The sequence below is a fragment of the Paenibacillus sp. FSL K6-1122 genome (assembly GCF_037977015.1).
Classification (GTDB): Bacteria; Bacillota; Bacilli; order Paenibacillales; family Paenibacillaceae; genus Paenibacillus; species Paenibacillus amylolyticus.
Window position 1 is genome coordinate 6277011 of sequence record NZ_CP150272.1, and the last position, 22208, is coordinate 6299218.

Here is a 22208-nt window from a genome sequence, read left to right on the forward strand (position 1 = left end):
TGAGCAACGAGTGAGTTGCTTGTGCTCTTCATTTCATCCACACCGAAGTGACGGACCGAAATGAATCGCTGTTGCAGGTTCTAAGAACCTGCATATTTGAATGTTTCCGTTGCAGGAAACGATTCTCCATAGAAAGGAGGTGATCCAGCCGCACCTTCCGATACGGCTACCTTGTTACGACTTCACCCCAATCATCTATCCCACCTTCGGCGGCTGGCTCCTTGCGGTTACCCCACCGACTTCGGGTGTTATAAACTCTCGTGGTGTGACGGGCGGTGTGTACAAGACCCGGGAACGTATTCACCGCGGCATGCTGATCCGCGATTACTAGCAATTCCGACTTCATGCAGGCGAGTTGCAGCCTGCAATCCGAACTGAGACCGGCTTTGTTGGGATTGGCTCCATCTCGCGATTTCGCAGCCCGTTGTACCGGCCATTGTAGTACGTGTGTAGCCCAGGTCATAAGGGGCATGATGATTTGACGTCATCCCCACCTTCCTCCGGTTTGTCACCGGCAGTCTATCTAGAGTGCCCACCCGAAGTGCTGGCAACTAAATATAAGGGTTGCGCTCGTTGCGGGACTTAACCCAACATCTCACGACACGAGCTGACGACAACCATGCACCACCTGTCTTGAATGTTCCGAAGAAAAGGTACATCTCTGCACCGGTCATTCAGATGTCAAGACCTGGTAAGGTTCTTCGCGTTGCTTCGAATTAAACCACATACTCCACTGCTTGTGCGGGTCCCCGTCAATTCCTTTGAGTTTCAGTCTTGCGACCGTACTCCCCAGGCGGAGTGCTTAATGTGTTAACTTCGGCACCAAGGGTATCGAAACCCCTAACACCTAGCACTCATCGTTTACGGCGTGGACTACCAGGGTATCTAATCCTGTTTGCTCCCCACGCTTTCGCGCCTCAGCGTCAGTTACAGCCCAGAGAGTCGCCTTCGCCACTGGTGTTCCTCCACATATCTACGCATTTCACCGCTACACGTGGAATTCCACTCTCCTCTTCTGCACTCAAGTCACCCAGTTTCCAGTGCGATCCGGGGTTGAGCCCCGGGATTAAACACCAGACTTAAATGACCGCCTGCGCGCGCTTTACGCCCAATAATTCCGGACAACGCTTGCCCCCTACGTATTACCGCGGCTGCTGGCACGTAGTTAGCCGGGGCTTTCTTCTCAGGTACCGTCACCTTGAGAGCAGTTACTCTCCCAAGCGTTCTTCCCTGGCAACAGAGCTTTACGATCCGAAAACCTTCATCACTCACGCGGCATTGCTCCGTCAGGCTTTCGCCCATTGCGGAAGATTCCCTACTGCTGCCTCCCGTAGGAGTCTGGGCCGTGTCTCAGTCCCAGTGTGGCCGATCACCCTCTCAGGTCGGCTACGCATCGTCGCCTTGGTGAGCCGTTACCTCACCAACTAGCTAATGCGCCGCAGGCCCATCCCCAAGTGACAGATTGCTCCGTCTTTCCAGTTTCCTTCAGGCGAAGAAAACAATTATTCGGTATTAGCTACCGTTTCCGGTAGTTGTCCCAAACTTGAGGGCAGGTTGCCTACGTGTTACTCACCCGTCCGCCGCTAACTATCAGAGAAGCAAGCTTCTCTTCAAGTCCGCTCGACTTGCATGTATTAGGCATGCCGCCAGCGTTCGTCCTGAGCCAGGATCAAACTCTCCAATAAAGTATTGAAAAGAGCGATAAGCTCATTTTGAATCTGACGAGATTAAAAATCTCATTTGTGCTCCAGTCGATTCAAGCTAAGGCTTGTTTCAAACTTTCGCGTTCATTCTGCAAGCAGAATGTTTACTCACTCGTTGTTCAGTTTTCAAAGATCAAACATTCAATTTAGTGCTGTTTTTCATGTTGTCGTCGTTTCAGCGGCGACTTTTATAATATATCATGTTGAAGTTCTCTTTGCAAGCATTATTTTTTCGATTATTTTCAATCGCTTTATTTTCATGCTTGTTTCCGTGAACCGCTCCTAAAAAAGGAACGAAAATTAATTTACCATATGAAATTAGAAAGGTCAACCCTTTTTCGACAAAAAGTATGAACCCCTCAGCAATTTCACATTCTCATAGTTCAGAGGTACAGCACCCGCTATGAAGAGCCGCACCTCCCTTCCACTACTGTAAATCGAATATATGACCAGCTTCAGCATTATGGCTTCGACTTTTTCAGCTTCCCACCTCTGGCGTACTTGGACAACTCTTTTGGCGGGGCAAAGCGTGCATACATGCGGAACACAGTCTTATATCGGCTCGCGATAGCATATTTGATCTCTTGGTCAAGACGATTATCACTTAGATCGAAAAGCATCTCATCTAATTCTTTACGCAGCACATAGTCTAGTTCCTTGCATTCCTTCTCGTTAAACAACATACCCAGCATTAGAGTTCTCCTTTTTGTGCATAGCCTCTTTATCACACTTACACAAGTTTCATGCAACACCCCGTGCATTCTCGCTTTTGTGGGTGCTGCTGAAACCCGTTTTATTGTTATGGTCAACTTTCTGAAAATTTATGAATGCCAACCATCACAAAATTTTATCCTCTCACCAGAGTATACGTAAGTGTGCTTTCGATGATTGCTGCAACAAGAAGCAAGATGACAACCCAAAAGGATGCCGTTAGCGTCCTATTCATGAATGCTCTCCACCGGGTACCCATCGTATTTCGCTTGTCACTTCCAAGTTGTGCAAGGCTTTTGATAACCAGACCACCAAACTTCAGTCCGAAGGCGCAAGCAATGATAATGACCGGAATCTCAATAATGCCATGCGGAAGTAAACCTTTAACCACAATGTCATAGAAGCTTGCTCCATAATTCATCGTGGTGTGCACCACAAATCCAAGGACCATCCCATTGATCAGCAGGAAGATGACAGGCAGAATTCCGAAGAATATACCGGCATAGATGACAAGTACACTTTTGATGGCATTATTGAAAAAGATAAACAGAAAGAAGTTCCATTGCACATTGCCCCCCTGCTCCAGCCGTTCACTGACTTCACGTAATCCTCCGATTTGGTTCAACAACAGTTCTTCCAGTGGCCCTGTACTCACCCATCCTGCCCCTATACCAACAGCAAACAAAACTACGGACCAGATTAATGCACTACGGATGGAACCAAGATCTTTAAGAAATGTACTGAATTTTAACATAATAACCTCCTGTAGAATCTAAAATGATGGACAAACAAGGATCAGTGACGAATAACTGGGCAGTACGAGCATACATTGGAGAGTAAACAAGCATTTCTTATGGGAGAGGGGCGCTTATTGAAATGAACTCGTTCTATGTATTTAGCGGCAAAAAGATTAAACGGTACCTGATTGTCCTCGTTGCTGCCATCTTTGCGATCGGTATTATCTATCTGGAGAGAGGCAATGTCTCCGTATTCTCGGAGGAAGCACCATCCGCCGTCTACAGCGTTCCAACCGAGAAGAAGGTAATCGCACTTACCTTTGACATTAGCTGGGGGGATAAACGGACAGAGCCGATTCTGAAAGTTCTTCAGGAGAATAAAGTGCAGAAGGCAACCTTTTTCCTTTCCTCCCCCTGGAGCAAGACACACCCCGAAATTGTTACTGCCATCAAAGAGGCAGGATATGAAATTGGCAGCCATGGTCACAGACATGAGAACTACAGCAGCCTGACTGAAGAAGAAATTCGCAAAGAAATTTCGACAGCTCATAGCATTTTAACCGATTTAACGGGAAAAGAACCGAAATTACTACGTCTGCCCAACGGGGACTTTGACAAGCGAGTGCTTCAGGTAGCCAATAGTCTGAATTATCAGGTTGTGCAGTGGGATACCGACTCCTTGGATTGGAAAAACCCTGGTGTACAGACCATTGTTGATCGCGTAGTAAGCAAGGCACATCCAGGGGACATCGTACTGCTGCATGCAAGCGATTCCTCCAAACAAACGCATGAAGCACTCCCTGTAATTATCGACAAGTTGAAAAATCAGGGCTATGAATTTGTTACCGTGTCTGAGTTGCTCAACCATTCCAGTGTGGAAGGTAAGGAAGTTCGTGACCAAGCCAGCGGTCAATGATTACTCAATTATGAGCTATAGCTCAAATAGGTGCTTAAAAGTTGAAAAGAGCTAACCAGGTTAGCTCTTTTTGGTATGTTTTTTGTGCAAAATGAATTCTATGCTCGGCTTTCTTTCAACTGTTCTGCCTTTCCACTTACACTCCGGTTCGTCGATACATCCACCAGCCTGTGCAATATCAGCATTTGGTATGCATTACATAGGAGCAAGGGAACCACAATAAATATGGTTGCAGCATTCACATCAATACGTAATACGCCGATCGTCTCCACTATGGTGACGGCAATCATGAAAAAGAGTGTAGGTACAAGCGCGGAGATATGAGTCAGCTTTACTTTAACGTAAGCGGTAACAATTGCAGCTGCCAAAATAATGATACCTAACACAATATCCGATATGCGTTCCCGGTCTCCCCCAACAAACAGGCGTAAAAACATCACGTCAAGCAGGGCTAACACCGTTAGTACAATCTGCACGATCTGCCAACCGCGCTTTGGAAATACACCTTTACCCATATAATTCAATATCAGATATGCAAAGAAACCCATTTGTGAATACACGCTGATCATAACCCCTGATCCAAATAAGATCAAAAGATACAGAAGAAAATCATTTAATCCATTTGTTTTCTCCCCGTTCACCAGCATCATAATCAATCCTGTACCCAATGCTCCCGCGGCCCCAATAAGCAAGGCTGTCCAAAACAGGAAAAACCATTTACGTAAATTCAAAAGTTTTCCACCCCCGAGTGTTTATTTTACCAACCTTCTCAGCAAAAAACCATCATTGCTCAACATATTTCCCCCTTTCCCATCACATACTACATCCAGTATCTAATCAAGGAGGGATTGTACACATGAAACGGCCTTTGTGGCAGCTATGCTGTGTCGTACTGGGGCTATCCGTCATGCTTGCCGGCTGCGGTTCAGATCAGAGTTCTTCGCCTCCTCAGGGCAGTTATAAAGAGATGAAAACAATGGTTGTAGATATTTTGAAAAGTGATGAAGGCAAGAAAGCGGTGGAGGAAGCTCTTACAGGTCAAAGCTCATCCAGCGGAAGCAGCGGTTCTGAAGAAGGCGGCGGTTCGGGTGGTGCTTCAGGATCCATTGGTATGAAAATGTTAATGCCTGTGCAATCTTCGGAACAAATACGTATTGCAGTAAAAGATACCATCACAGCTCCCGAATATAAGAAGGAATTCGAAAAGATCATGACCGATCCGCAGTTTGCGGGTGAATTTGCCAAAGTGATCAACGCACAAAGTAAACAACTTCATATGCAATTGATTAAAGATCCCACATATCAAAAGTCTGTTGAAGACATCATGAAGTCACCTGAGGTATCCAAGATGTTCATGGATATGACGAAGACTCCGGATTATCGTAAACAGACGATGACTGTCATGCAGGAAGTGATGCAAAACCCGTTGTTCCGCATGGAAGTACTCACTTTGCTCAAGAAGGTAGTACAGGACGAATTGCAACCCAAAGTGGAAAGTGGCGGAAAACAGGGGGAAGAGCAAGGCGGACAGCAAGACGGTCAGGGCGAAGGTGGTGGTGATGGCGGAGATGGTGGAAGCAGTGGAGATTCGGGCGGCGGATCATAAACAGTAGGTGTTAATACGCACCACAGATACTGAAAAGCCTGCATCCAAATGGACGCAGGCTTTATTTGTATTTATAACACTCATACCATTAGAATTTGGATTCAATGGACCGGGCAACTTCATCGTAGATAGCCCCTATACGGGAATCAGCTTTGTAAACCGAAGGTGAGAAATCAGGCTCGGAAGGATGATTATCCGGCGTGCCTAATGGAATCTGGGCAAGCAGGCTTGTATGCAGACTTTCCGCAAGTCTTCCCCCGCCTCCACGACCAAAGACATAATCCTTCTCTCCGCAACTGCCACACTCATAATAAGCCATATTCTCAACCACACCAAGTAACTCATGATCGGTCTGAATGGCCATTGCACCCGCACGTGCTGCGACAAAAGCTGCCGTTGCATGCGGCGTGGTAACGATGATTTCCTTACTCTGTGGCAACATCTGATGCACATCCAAAGCAACATCTCCCGTACCTGGTGGCAAATCCAGTAATATATAATCCAATTCGCCCCACTGGACATCCGTAAAGAATTGACGCAACATCCGACCTAGCATGGGTCCACGCCAGATTACCGGATTGTTCTCCCGAATAAAGAAGCCCATCGACATGACTTTGACGCCAAAACGTTCAACCGGTTGAATAACGCCATCTTCAACGACCGGATATTCTTCAATCCCCATCATGTCGGGTACACTGAAGCCATAGATATCCGCATCAATTAAGCCCACTTTCTTGCCTTGACGTGCCAAGGCTGCAGCCAGATTAACGGTTACCGTTGATTTACCAACGCCACCTTTACCACTGGCCACAGCAATAAAACGAACACCTGATTCAGGACTTAACAGCTCATGTCCATCCAGACCCGCTGCGTGACCTTTTACGAGCACTTCGTCCCGATCTGGCTCATTATCGGGTTGTCCCATATTCAGGCTCTCACGATCATGCTCAGAAGCTGCACGCACACGAATATGGGCATCCTTCATTCCGTGCTGGGACAACAGATTACGCGTTGCATCAGTCAAGGCTGTTGTATCCTCAGGTCGATTTTCCAGTGTCACTATGGTCAGAGCCACATGATTTTCTTTCACCATAATATCTCGAACCCATTCCAGTTCGGTCAGACTTACTCCCAATTGTGGTTCTTGTAATGGCTGTAATAGTTCAAGTATCTGTTCTTTTGATAACATCAGACAGCACCTCAGCTTTATCTATTGGCATGTAATTAGGTATGCTGATCCAATTATATCATTACCTTTCTTGTTCTGACTAACTTTTAGGCCGTTCTCCTGAGGAATATCTGAGAATTCCATTATAGATCGAAGCAGCTACCTTACGTTGATAAGCTTCGTCAGCAAGCATACGTGCCTCTTCCGGATGAGAAAGGAAACCCACTTCTACCAGCGCTGAAGGGATCTTCAGAGCCTGTAACAGATAAACCGTATTCACCGTTTTGGCGATCCGATCTGTATTCTCCAGGTTACGAACCATCTCTTGTTGAAGCAGATTAGCCAAACCTTCATTATCCGGATGGTTCGTTGTATAGAAAACCTGCGCTCCACTCCATCGGTTGGATGGGACACTGTTCATGTGAATGCTAATAAAGAGATCTGCTTGCTTATCCTCTATCCGCCGTACTCTTTGTTTCAGATCTTCCGTCTTTCGTTTGGAGTACCCCTTGGTGTCCGATTCCGCCAAATCAGTGTCTATTTCTCGTGTCATAACCACTAAGGCCCCTGCCTGTTGCAAATAATCTCTCACATACAGGGCGATAGACAGATTGATATCTTTTTCAATAACCCCCTGTTTACTTACCGCTCCTCCATCTGGACCTCCGTGTCCTGCATCAATGGCAATGACTTTACCCGCCATCGGCAAACTCCAATAACCTGACGTCTTAGCGGAAGGCAGTTCATAGGACATTACCGCCACTAACATGGCCAGTAGACAGAGACTCAGCATGACCCTTTTGATTGTTTTTAGCCTAATCCAGACTACAAAGTGTTTCCCCATATTTTTACGCATAAAAAAACCACCTCGTCCCTATAAATGACTCTAATCATCTATATGGGACAAGATGGACAAATATACCGCTAGGAGCGGACTTGCTCCGCCATTCCTTCAATCAGCACCTCAGCTACCTCAGGACGTGTAAATTCAGGTGGAGGGCACTGGCCGTCACGGAGCAACCCGCGTACTTTGGTGCCGGAAAGCGCCATATGATGTTCTTTATCATGTGGGCAAGTTTTGCTGGATGCCATGTTTCCACATTTGGTACAGAAGAAACTATGTTCGAAGAACAACGGAGTAATCCCCAGTTCCTCTGCTGTAAAGTTAGTAAAGATCTCCTGTGCTTCATATGTTCCATAATAATCACCAACACCCGCATGGTCACGACCAACAATAAAGTGGGTACACCCGTAATTTTTGCGAACCATCGCATGAAAAATAGCTTCACGTGGACCGGCATATCGCATGGCTGCGGGGAACACACCAAGAAACGCACGATCAGCCGGGTAATAGTTCTCCAGTAATACCAGATAACTCTTCATCCGAACATCTGCAGGTACATCGTCCGACTTCGTCTCTCCAACAAGCGGATTCAGGAAGAGTGCATCTACAATCTCCATAGCGCTCTTCTGAATGTATTCATGAGCCCGATGGACCGGATTACGTGTCTGAAAACCAACTACGGTCTTCCAACCCTTCTCCTGAAAAATCTTCCGGGTATCTGCAGGATCATAATAGAATTCTTCGAATTTCGAAGGTTTTGGACGGTTCAACACTTGGATTGGACCTCCTACGTATGTTGCAGGACGCTCCAACAGTTTTTTAACGCCCGGGTGCTCGGGATCATCTGTTTTGAATACACGCCGGGCTTCTTCACCCTGATCCACCTGGTATATACTTTGGACTTCGAGCAATCCATAAGTGACTCCATCTTGATCACCAACAAGTTTCACACGTTCACCAATCTGGAGGGATGCGGCTTGTTTATCGTCAACAGCAAGTGTAATCGGTATACTCCAGACTGTTCCATCGGCGAGACGCATGCGAGACACCACCGAAAGGTAATCTTCCTCATTCAAGAAACCTTGAAGTGGTGAGAACGCACCTACACCAATTAAATCCAAATCTGATATCGTCCAAGTATTAATACGCAAAGAAGAAAAGTTTTTACTGTCTTGTAACAATTGCTCCCGTTCTTCTCCTTGTACGATACGTTGAACCAACGTACCTCCATGAGGCAGAATCGATGTCATCTTGTCAGCTCCTTGTATATCTATTATTTATGAAGGCCACATTCCGTTTTATCATTACCAGACCAGCGTCCGGCACGTGGGTCCTCTCCAGGCATAACTTGACGTGTGCAATGCTCACAACCAATACTTGGGTAGTTCTGATCATGAAGAGGGTTATATACAACGTTATTGTCACGAATATATTGCCATACATCCTCAGTCGTCCAGTGAGCAATCGGATTAAACTTCATCAGGCCAAATTTGGAATCATACTCAACCTTCTTTGAGTTTGCACGAGTTGGTGCTTGATCTCTGCGGATACCTGTAATCCATGCATCATACTGAGAAAGAATACGTGTTAACGGTTCGACTTTGCGAATGTTACAGCACCCATTGGGATCAGACTTCCACAACTCTTCACCGTGCTCAGCTGCCTGCTCTTCTGGAGTAATCTTAGGTGACACACGTACAAATTCAAGGTTGTAGTTCTCCTGCATCTTATCACGTGTTTCGTATGTTTCTTTAAAGTGAAAATCTGTATCCAGATAAAAAATATCTGTGGATGGGCTGATTTTCTGCACCATATCTACAAGTACAACATCTTCTGCACCAAAGCTACATGCAAAAGTGATATTTGGGAATGTTTCAATAGCATACCGAATAATATCCTCTGGACTGGCATGTTCCAGTTCCTCTGCCTTCGTCCGTGCCAAATCTTCTTTCTCCAACAAGTTCATCTGTGAATTTCCCCCATTCTGCATTTCAATACACCTAAAGCCGACTAATCTAATATGAATTATGTTTAGTATAAATCTTTCATTGGGGATGTCAATGCCTGCCATATGGTAAAATAAATCAGTTTTTGACCCTTTTTGATTGCCGCTATTACACAATATTTTGGTTCAATTTATCCATTTCTCTGTTAATGAGATAAAAACAATGATATTGGCCCAGGTCATTAGACAGGTAAAAATACAACGCTTAGCCTGGGAAACCTTTGCTGTTACTGGGTTTGGACAGTTCTTGTCGTCAAGAACAACATCAAAAAATCACTGGGCGATTGAAGTTGAAGGAAGAAAAGCTAAAGTTTTAAGGGGAGCAGCTTTGCGGATTTTAGCTGTTGATATGTAAGGGACTTTTATCGTTTCCATAAGAAATACTGATAAGGTTTGCAATAAAGAATTAAGTGCAAAAACATTAAGCCTAGTGCATTCAAAAAATCCGGCGTGAGTTCTAATCGATGATTTTATAGGAGCTGTTATAAAATGTGTGGTGAGCGATGGGTATGAGAGTATTCAATGATCTAAACGATTAGAGAGGTTCAGTAGGATGTAGATGTATCAACGTACATATTATAGGACTGTATTGAGGGACATTAAGAGCACAATGAAAAGGCAATGAAGGAAAAATGCACAAGCACGGGGAGAGACATCAGAGATATGAGAGCTATCGCACAAACTAATATAATATATGGCGTAATATTCATGAATATATAAAAAAGCCTTTGACCGAGGCCAAAGGCTTTTAATATTAACGTTTGGAGAACTGAGGTGCGCGACGAGCCGCTTTAAGACCGTATTTTTTACGCTCTTTCATACGTGGGTCACGAGTCAGGAATCCTGCTTTTTTCAGGGATGCACGGTATTCCGGATCTGCTTTGAGCAGAGCGCGGGAGATACCATGACGGATTGCGCCGGCTTGACCGGAGATTCCGCCACCATGAGCAATAACAAGAACGTCATAGTTGTTGAGCGTTTCTGTCAAGTTCAGTGGTTGTTTTACAATCAGTTTGAGTGTTTCCAAACCGAAGTATTCATTAATATCACGTTTATTGATGACAATGCGTCCTTCACCCGGTACAAGGCGAACACGTGCTACCGAATGTTTACGACGACCTGTCCCATAGTATTGTACTTGTGCCATGAAACTGTCCTCCTTTTAATTAACCGCGAAGTTCGTAAACTTCTGGTTTTTGTGCTGCATGTGGATGCTCAGTGCCTCTGTACGCTTTAAGTCTCAACTTCATTTTCTCGCCCATGCGAGTTTTAGGAAGCATACCGCGAACAGCCAATTCCAACATACGCTCAGGTTTGTTTTTAACCATCTCTTCAGCTGTAGTTACTTTCAAACCACCTGGGTGCATTGAGTGACGGTAGTATTTTTTACCTTGCATTTTCTTACCAGTCAATACGATTTTCTCAGCATTGATGATAACAACGAAATCGCCAGTGTCCACATGTGGAGTGAATTGTGGCTTGTGTTTGCCGCGAATCAAAGCTGCTGCTTCGCTCGCCAAACGTCCGAGGGTTTTGCCTTCAGCATCAATGATGTGCCATTGGCGCTCAACTTCGTTAGGCTTCGCCATGTACGTAGTACGCATGAAAAGTTCCTCCTTAAAATGTTCAAAATCATCATTTTCATTTATCTTCGTTCGTTAAGTTATAACTTTAGGTGTTGATGGATTGTAAATTTGATGTGAAACTCTTAATTGGGGCTGTGGGAAAGCCATTAAGAAAACACAACTTTTATATTACATGATAGGCGATTAAATCGCAAGTGTTAATTAAGCTTTTCACTCACCAAATTCAATCTTTTTTGTATTCAAGATCCCAGAGCATTAAACCGCAGCTAACTGCAGTAGGTCCTGCAGCAGATCGATTACATGCAGCAATCATATTTGGTACATCAGAGGCTTTCCGTTTGCCCTCTCCGATCTCCAGCAGTGTCCCTACAATGATACGAACCATATGCTGCAAAAAGCCGTTACCACTCACATAAATGTGAATGACACCCTGATCGCGCGGATGGTCTCTGCACATTGATCGGTCCACTTCCATCCATGCTTCGTACACCGAACGGACATGATTCTCTTTCTGAGACTTGCGTGAAGCAAAAGAGGTAAAATCATACGTCCCTATGAAATGTCGTAAGCCCTCCTGCATTGCCATAATATCAAGCTTCGCATGATGATGATATTGCAGTCTTCTGTTGAATACATCCGGAAATTGATTCGCATTGACTGTATAACGATACGTTTTCTTTTTCGCTGCATAGCGAGAATGAAAATCAGCCGAAACTTCAATCGCATCAATAACGACAATATCGGAGGGTAATCTGGAGTTGAGTGCAATACACCAACGTTCAATCGGGATCTGGGACTCCGTAGGAAAATTGAAGATTTGTCTGCGGGCGTGAACACCTGCATCTGTTCGGCCTGAACCTGTAATTTTAACCTTCTCACCGGTTAAAGCACGAATCGCATCTTCAAGATGATCCTGAATGGTATTCCCACCCGGCTGTACTTGGAAGCCGTAATAGGCAGTGCCATCATAAGTTAACGTCATACATAAGTTTCGCATTAATACCACACCTTTGTTCCATACTATACATATCCCTATCCCGAACAGCAAAAGAAGCCCCTTACGGAGCTTCTATTACAGCACGAATTCCGAAATGAAGAGAAAAAAAGGGTTAATCCAGAATCGTTGATTCTGTCCCCTTTCCTCATCTCATCTGTTTTACGCGCGGTCTACCAGTTCCAAGTAAACCATTGGCGCTGCGTCACCACGACGAGGTCCCAGTTTCAAGATACGAGTGTATCCACCTGGACGCTCAGCGTAACGACCGGACAATTCGCTAAACAGTTTTTGGATTGCATCTTGCTCACCATCGATAGTTTCGCGGCGAACATAAGCTGCCACTTGGCGACGGGCATGAAGATCTCCCTTTTTCGCTTTAGTGATCAGTTTTTCAGCAATAGAGCGAACCTCTTTTGCTTTCGCTTCAGTTGTCTGAATGCGTTCGTATAAGAACAGGTCGGTTACCAGGTCACGGAACAAAGCTTTACGTGCGCTGGAATTACGGCCCAACTTTTGGTATGCCATTGTTTTCCCTCCTTCACTTCAAGCACTCGGCTGTCTATTCTTCTGTACGGAGTCCCAAACCAAGTTCCTCAAGCTTCTCTTGAACTTCTTCCAAAGACTTGCGTCCGAGGTTACGGACTTTCATCATGTCTTCTTCCGTTTTCGTAGTCAGCTCTTGCACGGTATTAATACCGGCACGTTTGAGGCAGTTGTAGGAACGAACAGAGAGATCCAGCTCTTCGATCGTCATTTCGAGTACTTTTTCTTTTTTGTCTTCTTCTTTTTCGACCATGATTTCTGCATCTTTCGCTTCGTCTGTAAGACCCACGAAGAGCATCAAATGCTCAGTCAAAATTTTAGCGCCGAGGCTTACAGCCTCTTCAGGACGAATACTTCCATCAGTCCAAACTTCCAACGTGAGCTTGTCATAGTTGGTCACTTGACCGACACGCGTATTTTCCACAGCGTAGTTAACGCGACTGATCGGGGTGAAGATGGAATCGACTGGGATGACGCCGATCGGCTGGTCATCGCGTTTATTCCGATCTGCCTGGACGTAGCCGCGACCGCGATTGGCAAAAATACGCATGTGAAGTCTCGAACCTGGTCCGAGCGTAGCAATGTGCAAATCCGGATTAAGGATTTCCACATCGGAGTCAGCACGGATATCTCCAGCCGTAATTGCTCCTTCGCCTTCAGCATCAATCTCGAGCACTTTCTCCTCGTCTGAATGAATCTTAAGCGACAAAGCTTTCAGGTTAAGAATAACCTCCGTTACATCTTCCATTACGCCAGGAACTGTAGCAAATTCATGCAGAACGCCATCGATTTGAACCGAAGACACTGCCGCACCCGGCAGTGACGAGAGCAAGATTCGGCGAAGCGAGTTTCCAAGCGTCGTACCGTATCCGCGCTCAAGCGGTTCTACTACGAATTTCCCATAGGTGCCATCATCGTTGACGTCTACCGTCTCAATTTTCGGCTTTTCGATTTCAATCACTGCAATACCCCTCCTTCAAAACGTCGGTCCTCTATGAAACATTTACCTTCTCTTGCGAAAACATGTAGTAGTATGCCTAAACAACCATTATTAGCAGATTGTGCCGGAAATATACCACACGCAGGGGCAAATCTCATTAGACACGACGACGTTTTGGAGGACGGCATCCGTTATGCGGGACTGGAGTTACGTCTTTGATCAGGTTAACTTCAAGACCAGCAGCTTGCAAAGAGCGGATCGCTGCTTCACGGCCTGCGCCTGGTCCTTTAACCATAACCTCAACGGCTTTCATCCCATGTTCCATTGCAGCTTTGGCAGCAGTCTCAGCAGCCATTTGTGCAGCAAACGGAGTCGATTTACGGGAACCTCTGAATCCGAGGCCGCCGGAGCTTGCCCACGAAATTGCGTTTCCGTGAGGATCCGTAATAGTAACGATAGTGTTATTGAAAGTGGAACGGATATGCGCCACGCCAGATTCAATATTCTTACGGTCACGACGTTTAGTACGTACGACTTTTTTCGGTTTAGCCATTTTCTCTTATCCCCCCTTATTATTTCTTCTTGTTCGCTACTGTACGACGAGGACCTTTACGAGTACGAGCATTCGTTTTCGTACGTTGTCCACGAACAGGCAGACCACGACGATGACGAACTCCACGGTAACAACCGATCTCCGTCAAACGTTTAATATTCAAAGAGATTTCTCGACGCAGGTCACCTTCTACTTTGACCTCTTTATCGATACTTTCACGCAATTTGCTGACTTCATCTTCCGTCAAATCACGAACACGAGTGTCCGGATTGATGCCTGTTGTGCTCAGAATTTTCTGGGAAGTCGTTTTACCGATTCCGAAAATATAAGTCAAGGCGATCTCAACGCGCTTATCACGTGGCAAATCCACACCAGATATACGTGCCATTTTACGCTACACCCCCTTCTTTAACCTTGTTTTTGTTTGTGTTTCGGATTTTCACAGATAACCATAACATTCCCTTTGCGGCGAATGACTTTGCACTTTTCGCAAATCGGCTTGACCGAAGGTCTTACCTTCATGTGAATTACCTCCTCAAAGTTTTGCTAAGCAAAACCCTCTTCGTAAGCATTGACCTTGTTCTACTATTGTAAAACCGGCTTCGAAGCTTTCGCAAGTTTTGCCGGGCAAAACCCGCTACATAAGCTTCACAGTTCATTGCAACTGTCTACTACTATTTACGGTAAGTTATGCGACCTTTTGTTAAATCATAAGGCGACAACTGAACAACTACTTTGTCTCCAGTCAGGATACGGATAAAGTGCATCCGCAGTTTTCCGGAAACGTGAGCGAGAATTTGATGACCGTTCTCAAGCTCAACCTTGAATGTTGCATTCGGTAGCGGTTCGAGAACCGTACCTTCCACTTCAATGACATCTTCCTTAGCCATTAGTCAGTCTCCTTTCTCTTCAGATTGAATGTTGGTGGATTCCAGAAATGAATGAACCGCGTAACGGAGCTTTCCATTTGTCACCCGACCACTCTCGTTTAAACTGTTCACAACCTCGCTGCTAATCATGGGCTGGAGCTCAAGATGAAGAAGATTCTTCTTCTTTGGTTGATCAAACTTACGTTTGTCTCCATCCGCAATATATACGAACTTACCGTCCGCTATAGCAACAATTACTGCGGCTTGGTCCGCATTGCGGCCTTTACGGATCTTCACAAGTTGACCGAGCTGCGGATTAGACTGACTGTTCATGCCTCATCACCTACGCATTCAGTTTCGTGAAAATTTCCATACCATCTGGTGTAACTGCTACGGTGTGTTCAAAGTGTGCACATAACTTACCATCAACCGTGACGACAGTCCAGTTATCTCCCAACGTTTTCACATACCGTCTACCTACGTTAACCATCGGCTCTATGGCCAGCACCATGCCCGCTTTAAGCCGTGGTCCCCGATCGGGAAGACCATAGTTCGGAATCTGTGGTTCTTCGTGCAGATCTGCGCCTATGCCGTGACCGACATATTCACGAACTACGGAGAACCCTTCATCTTCAATATATTTCTGAATCGCATGAGATATTGTAAACAAGCGAACGTCCGGTTTTACCAGCGCCAGACCTGCGTATAACGAAGCCTCGGTAACGTCCAGAAGACGACGGGCTTCTTCGGAAATACGGCCGACCGGATAAGTCCAGGCGGAATCTCCATGATACCCCTGGTACTGCGCGCCAATGTCAAACGTAACGATATCGCCCTCGTTCAACTTGCGTTTGCCGGGAAATCCATGTACCAACTCTTCATTGACTGAAGCGCACACACTGGCAGGGAAACCGTTATAACCTTGGAAAGACGGCACAGCTCCTTGACTGCGGATATATTGATCAGCCATATGGTCAAGTTCTCCAGTCGTAATACCGGGAGCGATATGCTCTGCCAAGAGACGATGCGTTTCCGCAACAATTCTCCCTGCTTCCCTCATCAAGCCCAGTTCCGTTTCGGACTTACCAATGATCATCAATTAACCTCTCAGTAAGGACACGATTTCTTGAGAAACTTGATCGATATCCTGTTCTCCGTTCATTTGACGAAGAAGACCTTTAGTCTCATAGAACGTGAGGAGTGGTGCTGTTTTGTTGATATACTCGTCCAGTCGTGTACCTACACTCTCTTCATTATCATCAGAGCGTTGATACAACTCACCAGCGCATTTATCACAAATACCTTCCTGCTTAGGCGGATTGAATACCACATGATAAGTGGAACCACAGTTTTTACAAATTCGACGACCCGTCAAACGAGCGAGCAATTTGTTGCGATCCACTTTCAGGTTGATTACATGATCGAGACCTGAGTTCAATCGATCCAGAATGCCATCGAGCGCTTCTGCTTGCGAAAGGGTTCTTGGAAATCCGTCCAAGAGGAAACCTTCTCTGCAGTCAGGCTGCTGCAAACGTTCTTCAACGATGCCAATGGTTACATCATCTGGTACAAGCAATCCTTGATCCATATATTCCTTGGCTTTCATGCCAATGGGAGTTCCCTGTTTGATCGCGAGACGAAATGCATCGCCTGTTGAAATATGGGGAATACCGAACTCTTTCACGATGACGTCTGCTTGCGTTCCTTTTCCTGCCCCCGGAGGGCCCATGAATAGGATGTTCACGTTATGTCACTCCCTCCAAGACTACCCTACATCAACAAACAGCACAATAGGTGCCGGCAAGTAAATCTTCACTCGACCGGTACCTATTGCCTATTTATTGATAAAACCTTTGTAGTGGCGTTTGATCAATTGGCTTTCGATTTGCTTCATCGTATCCAGCGCAACACCGATAACGATCAGGAGGGATGTTCCTCCAATTTGCGCAGATTGAGGCAAACCAGACAGTGCCCCCAAGATTACAGGCAGAACGGAAATGACTGCCAAGAACATGGCACCGGCCATTGTCAAACGAGTCATGACACGGGTCAGATATTTCTCGGTTGCTTTACCCGGGCGAATGCCTGGGATGTAACCGCCGTTCTTTTTCATATTATCAGCCATCTGCTGTGGATTCATCTGTACGAAAGTATAGAAGAATGTGAAACCGAAGATCATCACGACATACAACAACATACCCAGAGGTTTGTGTGTAGTCAGGTTCTGTCCGATCCACTGTGCCCAAAGGCGATCTGCCCAGAAGTTGGCGATGATCGTCGGGAACATCAACAACGATGATGCGAAGATGACAGGGATAACACCTGCTGCATTAATTTTCAGCGGGATATGTGTATTCTGTCCACCGTACATTTTGTTACCTACGACACGTTTAGCGTACTGTACCGGAATTTTCCGAATCGCCTGCTGAATGTAAATGACCCCTATGATGATCAACACAATAACAATTGCGATGATAACACCTTTAAGAATATTCATAAACAGTTGGTCAGGTTGAATGAAGTCGGATTCGATCGTTTGTTTGATAATGTTAGGCACCGTAGATAGGATACCCGCAAAGATCAAGATCGAAATCCCGTTTCCTATGCCCTTCTCGGTGATCTGCTCACCAAGCCACATCAGGAATGAAGTACCGGCCGTAAGTACAATCGCGATCAAGATATAATCTGCAAATGTAGCGTTAGGAATCATGTCTGTATTGTACAAGCGGTTGAATCCGATCGACGTACCAAACGCTTGAATCAATGCCAGGCCAATCGTTAAATAACGGGTCAATTGTGCAGATTTCTTCTTACCTTGTTCACCTTGCTTTGCCCACTCCGCTAATTTAGGAATAACGTCCATGGAAAGCAACTGTACTATGATAGACGCAGTGATGTAAGGCACGATCCCGAGCGCAAATATCGAGAACTGGAAGAGCGCTCCACCCGAGAACGTATTGAGAAGTCCAAAAACTTCTTTACCCGCAGAATTTGTCGCTTCGAACACGTCTTTGTTAACTCCCGGTACGGGAACAAAGGAGCCGATGCGGTAAATGATCAGTACAAAAAGGGTAAATAATACCCTTTTGCGCAGATCTTCAACCCGCCAGATATTCTTTAGGGTCTTGAACATTAAATCACCTCGGTTGTACCGCCGGCAGCTTCAATTTTCTCAATAGCAGATTGAGAAAACTTGTTAGCTTTAACAGTCAGCTTCACAGTGACATCACCGTTACCCAGGATTTTGATTCCGGATTTAGCGTTTTTAACTACGCCGTTCGTCATCAAGAATTCTGGAGTTACTTCAGTACCCGCAGCAAAACTGTTCAGGTCTTCAGTATTCACAACTGCATATTCTTTGCGAGTTGGGTTTACAAAACCACGTTTTGGCAAGCGACGATACAATGGATTTTGTCCACCTTCGAAGCCTGGACGTACTCCACCGCCAGAACGAGAATTTTGTCCTTTGTGACCGCGACCTGATGTTTTACCTGTACCACTACTTGGACCGCGACCAAGACGTTTACGTTCTTTGCGGGATCCAGGAGATGGTGAAAGCTCATGTAACTTCATCGTTCGTTGCACCTCCTTAAAGATTTGTGGGATTAACCCGATATTAAGCTTCTACTTCTTTAACAGCAACCAAGTGGCTTACTTTGTTAATCATACCACGGATGGCAGGATTATCGTTTTGTACCACTTTGCTATTGATTTTGCGCAAACCCAATGTTTTCACAGTTGTTCTTTGCGTCTCCGGACGTCCGATCAAGCTGCGGACGAGGGTAATTTCTAATTTAGCCATGAGAATTCCCTCCTTAACCCAGAAGCTCTTCGACGGATTTTCCGCGCAGTTTAGCCACGTCTTCAGCACGCTTCAAACGGGACAAACCTTCCAAAGTCGCATTGACCATGTTCATGGAATTCGAAGAACCCAGAGATTTTGTCAAAATGTCACCTACACCAGCAAGTTCGAGAACCGCACGTACAGGACCACCAGCGATAACACCAGTACCTTCAGATGCTGGTTTCAACAGCACGCGTCCTGCGCCGAACTTACCTGTTACCAAGTGAGGAATCGATGTTCCTACGAGTGGAACGTGTACAAGGTTTTTCTTAGCGTCTTCAATACCTTTGCGAATTGCATCAGGTACTTCGCCCGCTTTACCGATACCAGCTCCAACCCAGCCGTTGCCGTCGCCGACTACAACCAGTGCGCTAAAGCTGAAACGGCGTCCGCCTTTTACTACTTTAGCTACGCGATTAATATTTACAACTCTTTCAGTCAGTTCCAAAGTATTCGGATCTACACGCAAGTCGTTAACCTCCTTTTGAAAAATATCTTAAAACTCAAGTCCTGCTTCACGAGCCGCTTCAGCCAATGCTGCGATACGACCATGGTACAGATAACCGCTACGGTCAAATACGATGTTGGAAACACCTTTGTCTTTCGCACGTTTAGCAACGAGTTCGCCAACTTTACGAGCTGATTCAACAGATGCACCATTTTTGATGTCAGTGCTCAATTCTTTGTCTACGGTAGACGCGGAAGCGATTGTTACACCAGCAACATCATCGATGATTTGAGCATACATATGTTTACCAGAACGGAATACGTTCAAACGAGGACGTGCTGCCGTTCCTTGGATTTTCTTACGAACACGAAGGTGTCTTTTCAGACGAGCCTTATTTTTATCTGGTTTCGTAATCATCTCAAAGATTCACTCCTTTCAGGTTACCTCGCTGGCTTCAAAGCAGAAGCCACGGGGTATATTAGAAACACACGAAGCAAGCAAGCCGAAAGCCGCGCAAAGGCGGTAAGAGAAATCTTATTTCTTCTTACCGGCTTTACCTTCCTTACGGATGATACGCTCGCCTTCATATTTAATACCTTTACCTTTGTACGGCTCAGGTTCACGTACGGAACGGATTTTAGCAGCGTAAGCACCTACACGCTCTTTGTCAATTCCGCGAACGATGATTTTTGTATTCGAAGGTACTTCGAATTCGATTCCCGCTTCCGGTGTAATTTCAACCGGGTGAGAGTAACCAACGTTCAGAACGATTTTATCTCCGGATTTGCTTGCACGATATCCGACCCCAACCAATTCCAGAGATTTCGCGAATCCTTCAGTAACGCCGCTCACCATATTGTTTACAACGCTACGCGTTGTGCCGTGCAAAGAACGGTGAGTTTTGTTATCGGAAGGACGCACAACTGTGATTTCGTTATTTTCAACTGTAACCTTCATGTCTTTATGAAGCTCACGAGTCAAAGTTCCTTTAGGTCCTTTTACCGTAATAACGGTGTTGTCCAGGGTGATGTCTACACCACTTGGTACTGTGATTGGTTTGCGACCAATACGAGACATATGTTGCACCTCCTATCTTGTGACGTTATATTACCAAACGTAGCAAACGACTTCTCCGCCGGATTTCGATTGACGAGCTTCTTTGTCCGTCATGATACCTTTAGATGTCGAGATGATCGCGATTCCCAGGCCACCAAGTACACGAGGTACTTCGTTGCTTTTCGTGTAAACACGAAGACCAGGTTTACTGATTCTTTTCAGACCAGTGATAACGCGCTCGTTATTTTGACCGTATTTCAGGAAAACACGGATAATCCCTTGTTTGTTATCATCGATAACTTCAGCGTCACGGATGAAACCTTCACGCTTCAGGATATCGGCGATTTGTTTTTTCATTGTTGAAGCAGGCATTTCTACCGTTTCGTGACGAACAGTGTTCGCGTTACGAATACGAGTAAGCATATCTGCAATTGGATCAGACATAGTCATTGTGAGTTAACCTCCTTCCCGTTCAGGACTTTTTACCAGCTTGCTTTTTTCACGCCAGGGATCTGGCCTTTATAAGCTAATTCACGGAAACAAATTCTGCAAATTTTGAACTTTTGCAGGACCGAATGTGGACGTCCGCAACGCTCACAGCGTGTATATGCACGTACTTTAAACTTAGGTGTACGTTGTTGTTTAACTTTCATCGAAGTTTTTGCCACTTAGCCTGACACCTCCTAAATAATTTCGGAGAAAAGGGAGTCTTTCCAGACACCCGGAAACGTTATGCCAACATTACTTAACGAAAGGCATTCCCATTTGCGTAAGCAATTCACGGGACTCTTCGTCTGTTTTCGCCGTTGTTACAATGACAATATCCATACCGCGGACTTTATCAACTTTATCGTATTCGATCTCCGGGAAGATCAATTGCTCTTTCAGACCCAGTGTATAGTTACCACGTCCATCGAAAGCATTACTCGATACACCGCGGAAGTCGCGGACACGAGGAAGCGTTACGTTGAGCAGCTTATCTAGGAAGAAGTACATACGCTCACCGCGTAATGTAACTTTCGCACCGATAGGCATATTCTCACGCAGTTTGAAACCTGCGATAGATTTTTTAGCACGAGTGATTACAGGTTTTTGACCCGCGATCAGTTGCAAATCGTTTACTGCAGAATCCAACACTTTAGAGTTTTGGACAGCGTCGCCCACACCCATGTTGATAACGATTTTCTCGATTTTCGGCACTTGCATTACCGTTGTATAGTTAAACTTCTGCATCAAAGCAGGAGCGATTTCTTGCAGGTAACGTTCTTTCATTCTTGATGCCATGAATCATAGCCCTCCTTTCTCATTCGGTTCAATTAGTCGATAATTTCTCCGGAACGTTTAGCAACGCGCACTTTCTTACCGTTATCCAAAACTTTGTAACCTACACGGGTTACTTTTCCGCTCTTCGGATCGATGTGCATTACGTTGGAAACGTGAATCGGAGCTTCCTTCTCGATAATGCCGCCTTGCGGATTTTGCTGGTTAGGCTTCTGGTGTTTTTTCACCATGTTAACACCTTCCACAAGGACGCGGTTCTCACGAGGATAAGCAGCGATGACACGGCCTTTTTTACCTTTGTCTTTACCGCTGATCACCATAACCGTATCTTCCTTTTTAACGTGAAGTTTGTTGTTATGGGATTCCAGAACTTTTTTCACTCTTGGCATTTCGTACACCTC

The 22208-nt window shown here is 45.5% G+C and carries 32 protein-coding genes and 1 rRNA gene; 3 read left to right on the plus strand and 30 right to left on the minus strand.

Translation table 11 applies throughout. The features are described from left to right. Positions 1–132: 132 nt before the first annotated feature. The 3 genes from NSQ20_RS28005 to NSQ20_RS28015 form a co-directional block, all read right to left on the minus strand. Positions 133–1685: ribosomal RNA gene (locus NSQ20_RS28005) — 16S ribosomal RNA — on the minus strand. A gap of 479 nt (positions 1686–2164) precedes the next feature. Continuing rightward, the gene (locus tag NSQ20_RS28010; RefSeq protein WP_017692114.1) at positions 2165–2395 is read right to left on the minus strand and encodes a hypothetical protein; all 231 of its coding nucleotides are present in this window, start codon (positions 2393–2395) and stop codon (positions 2165–2167) included. A 155-nt stretch (positions 2396–2550) separates the two neighbouring features. Next, entirely contained in the window at positions 2551–3168 is a 618-nt protein-coding gene (locus tag NSQ20_RS28015) for a stage II sporulation protein M (protein ID WP_036607221.1), read from the minus strand. Between the two features lie 122 nt (positions 3169–3290). On the opposite strand from NSQ20_RS28015, the gene pdaB reads away from it, so the two are divergent. After that, positions 3291–4067, plus strand: a complete 777-nt coding sequence (pdaB, locus tag NSQ20_RS28020; RefSeq protein ID WP_036607219.1) for a polysaccharide deacetylase family sporulation protein PdaB — start codon at positions 3291–3293, stop codon at positions 4065–4067. 98 nt (positions 4068–4165) lie between these two features. On the opposite strand, the gene NSQ20_RS28025 is transcribed toward pdaB, so the two are convergent. Then, complete coding sequence (locus NSQ20_RS28025; RefSeq protein ID WP_036607218.1) at positions 4166–4798, minus strand: KinB-signaling pathway activation protein; 633 nt, start codon at positions 4796–4798, stop codon at positions 4166–4168. A gap of 125 nt (positions 4799–4923) precedes the next feature. Between NSQ20_RS28025 and gerD the strand changes: the two genes are divergently transcribed. Further along, a complete protein-coding gene (gerD, locus tag NSQ20_RS28030; RefSeq protein WP_339195714.1) occupies positions 4924–5673 on the plus strand; it encodes a spore germination lipoprotein GerD in 750 nt (249 codons plus the stop codon). An 88-nt stretch (positions 5674–5761) separates the two neighbouring features. Here the strand turns inward: gerD and NSQ20_RS28035 are convergent, their stop codons facing one another. The 4 genes from NSQ20_RS28035 to NSQ20_RS28050 all read right to left on the minus strand — a co-directional run bounded on the left by NSQ20_RS28035 (position 5762) and on the right by NSQ20_RS28050 (position 9651). Then, positions 5762–6862, minus strand: a complete 1101-nt coding sequence (locus tag NSQ20_RS28035; protein WP_036607214.1) for an Mrp/NBP35 family ATP-binding protein — start codon at positions 6860–6862, stop codon at positions 5762–5764. Between the two features lie 79 nt (positions 6863–6941). After that, positions 6942–7697 (minus strand): N-acetylmuramoyl-L-alanine amidase CwlD, encoded by a 756-nt coding sequence (gene cwlD / locus NSQ20_RS28040; protein ID WP_036607212.1) that lies wholly within the window; start codon positions 7695–7697, stop codon positions 6942–6944. 68 nt (positions 7698–7765) lie between these two features. Continuing rightward, positions 7766–8935 (minus strand): sulfate adenylyltransferase, encoded by a 1170-nt coding sequence (gene sat / locus NSQ20_RS28045; RefSeq protein WP_340031252.1) that lies wholly within the window; start codon positions 8933–8935, stop codon positions 7766–7768. Between the two features lie 23 nt (positions 8936–8958). Further along, entirely contained in the window at positions 8959–9651 is a 693-nt protein-coding gene (locus NSQ20_RS28050) for a phosphoadenylyl-sulfate reductase (protein WP_076320297.1), read from the minus strand. 202 nt (positions 9652–9853) lie between these two features. On the opposite strand from NSQ20_RS28050, the gene NSQ20_RS28055 reads away from it, so the two are divergent. Beyond that, positions 9854–10045: a hypothetical protein gene (locus NSQ20_RS28055; protein ID WP_100528519.1), complete on the plus strand. Its 192-nt coding sequence runs from the start codon at positions 9854–9856 to the stop codon at positions 10043–10045. A gap of 399 nt (positions 10046–10444) precedes the next feature. Here the strand turns inward: NSQ20_RS28055 and rpsI are convergent, their stop codons facing one another. The 22 genes from rpsI to rplX all read right to left on the minus strand — a co-directional run bounded on the left by rpsI (position 10445) and on the right by rplX (position 22196). After that, positions 10445–10837 (minus strand): 30S ribosomal protein S9, encoded by a 393-nt coding sequence (gene rpsI / locus NSQ20_RS28060; RefSeq protein ID WP_017692105.1) that lies wholly within the window; start codon positions 10835–10837, stop codon positions 10445–10447. Between the two features lie 19 nt (positions 10838–10856). Then, entirely contained in the window at positions 10857–11294 is a 438-nt protein-coding gene (rplM, locus tag NSQ20_RS28065; RefSeq protein WP_024633564.1) for a 50S ribosomal protein L13, read from the minus strand. A 205-nt stretch (positions 11295–11499) separates the two neighbouring features. Further along, a complete protein-coding gene (gene truA, locus NSQ20_RS28070; protein ID WP_076216861.1) occupies positions 11500–12273 on the minus strand; it encodes a tRNA pseudouridine(38-40) synthase TruA in 774 nt (257 codons plus the stop codon). Positions 12274–12432: 159 nt separating this feature from the next. After that, positions 12433–12798 (minus strand): 50S ribosomal protein L17, encoded by a 366-nt coding sequence (gene rplQ, locus NSQ20_RS28075; RefSeq protein WP_017692102.1) that lies wholly within the window; start codon positions 12796–12798, stop codon positions 12433–12435. Positions 12799–12832: 34 nt separating this feature from the next. After that, on the minus strand, positions 12833–13777 hold the full coding sequence (locus NSQ20_RS28080; protein ID WP_017692101.1) for a DNA-directed RNA polymerase subunit alpha: 945 nt from the start codon (positions 13775–13777) through the stop codon (positions 12833–12835). Positions 13778–13913: 136 nt separating this feature from the next. Beyond that, on the minus strand, positions 13914–14309 hold the full coding sequence (gene rpsK, locus NSQ20_RS28085) for a 30S ribosomal protein S11 (RefSeq protein ID WP_017692100.1): 396 nt from the start codon (positions 14307–14309) through the stop codon (positions 13914–13916). Positions 14310–14328: 19 nt separating this feature from the next. After that, the gene (gene rpsM / locus NSQ20_RS28090) at positions 14329–14697 is read right to left on the minus strand and encodes a 30S ribosomal protein S13 (protein ID WP_036607200.1); all 369 of its coding nucleotides are present in this window, start codon (positions 14695–14697) and stop codon (positions 14329–14331) included. Between the two features lie 20 nt (positions 14698–14717). Further along, positions 14718–14831 (minus strand): 50S ribosomal protein L36, encoded by a 114-nt coding sequence (rpmJ, locus tag NSQ20_RS28095; RefSeq protein WP_003333770.1) that lies wholly within the window; start codon positions 14829–14831, stop codon positions 14718–14720. A gap of 152 nt (positions 14832–14983) precedes the next feature. Beyond that, positions 14984–15199, minus strand: a complete 216-nt coding sequence (gene infA / locus NSQ20_RS28100; protein ID WP_017692098.1) for a translation initiation factor IF-1 — start codon at positions 15197–15199, stop codon at positions 14984–14986. Positions 15200–15202: 3 nt separating this feature from the next. Further along, entirely contained in the window at positions 15203–15511 is a 309-nt protein-coding gene (locus NSQ20_RS28105) for a KOW domain-containing RNA-binding protein (RefSeq protein WP_282320141.1), read from the minus strand. Positions 15512–15521: 10 nt separating this feature from the next. Continuing rightward, positions 15522–16274 carry a type I methionyl aminopeptidase gene (map, locus tag NSQ20_RS28110; RefSeq protein ID WP_340031253.1) on the minus strand — a complete coding sequence of 251 codons (753 nt, stop codon included), beginning with the start codon at positions 16272–16274 and terminating at the stop codon, positions 15522–15524. 3 nt (positions 16275–16277) lie between these two features. Then, complete coding sequence (locus tag NSQ20_RS28115) at positions 16278–16922, minus strand: adenylate kinase (protein WP_036607188.1); 645 nt, start codon at positions 16920–16922, stop codon at positions 16278–16280. A gap of 90 nt (positions 16923–17012) precedes the next feature. Next, positions 17013–18311: a preprotein translocase subunit SecY gene (secY, locus tag NSQ20_RS28120; RefSeq protein ID WP_017692094.1), complete on the minus strand. Its 1299-nt coding sequence runs from the start codon at positions 18309–18311 to the stop codon at positions 17013–17015. Continuing rightward, positions 18311–18751 (minus strand): 50S ribosomal protein L15, encoded by a 441-nt coding sequence (rplO, locus tag NSQ20_RS28125; RefSeq protein WP_017692093.1) that lies wholly within the window; start codon positions 18749–18751, stop codon positions 18311–18313. Before rplO ends, secY begins: the two co-directional genes overlap by 1 nt. Positions 18752–18794: 43 nt before the next feature. Beyond that, complete coding sequence (gene rpmD, locus NSQ20_RS28130) at positions 18795–18980, minus strand: 50S ribosomal protein L30 (protein ID WP_017692092.1); 186 nt, start codon at positions 18978–18980, stop codon at positions 18795–18797. 13 nt (positions 18981–18993) lie between these two features. After that, positions 18994–19491, minus strand: coding sequence for a 30S ribosomal protein S5 (gene rpsE, locus NSQ20_RS28135; protein WP_017692091.1), 498 nt, complete (start codon positions 19489–19491; stop codon positions 18994–18996). A gap of 27 nt (positions 19492–19518) precedes the next feature. Beyond that, positions 19519–19887 carry a 50S ribosomal protein L18 gene (rplR, locus tag NSQ20_RS28140; RefSeq protein ID WP_017692090.1) on the minus strand — a complete coding sequence of 123 codons (369 nt, stop codon included), beginning with the start codon at positions 19885–19887 and terminating at the stop codon, positions 19519–19521. Positions 19888–20004: 117 nt separating this feature from the next. Beyond that, positions 20005–20547, minus strand: coding sequence for a 50S ribosomal protein L6 (gene rplF, locus NSQ20_RS28145; RefSeq protein ID WP_017692089.1), 543 nt, complete (start codon positions 20545–20547; stop codon positions 20005–20007). Between the two features lie 30 nt (positions 20548–20577). Further along, the gene (gene rpsH, locus NSQ20_RS28150) at positions 20578–20976 is read right to left on the minus strand and encodes a 30S ribosomal protein S8 (RefSeq protein WP_017692088.1); all 399 of its coding nucleotides are present in this window, start codon (positions 20974–20976) and stop codon (positions 20578–20580) included. A 32-nt stretch (positions 20977–21008) separates the two neighbouring features. Further along, on the minus strand, positions 21009–21194 hold the full coding sequence (locus NSQ20_RS28155; protein ID WP_013312154.1) for a type Z 30S ribosomal protein S14: 186 nt from the start codon (positions 21192–21194) through the stop codon (positions 21009–21011). Positions 21195–21267: 73 nt separating this feature from the next. After that, positions 21268–21810, minus strand: coding sequence for a 50S ribosomal protein L5 (gene rplE / locus NSQ20_RS28160; RefSeq protein ID WP_017692087.1), 543 nt, complete (start codon positions 21808–21810; stop codon positions 21268–21270). Between the two features lie 32 nt (positions 21811–21842). Continuing rightward, positions 21843–22196: a 50S ribosomal protein L24 gene (rplX, locus tag NSQ20_RS28165; RefSeq protein ID WP_017692086.1), complete on the minus strand. Its 354-nt coding sequence runs from the start codon at positions 22194–22196 to the stop codon at positions 21843–21845. Positions 22197–22208: the final 12 nt, after the last annotated feature.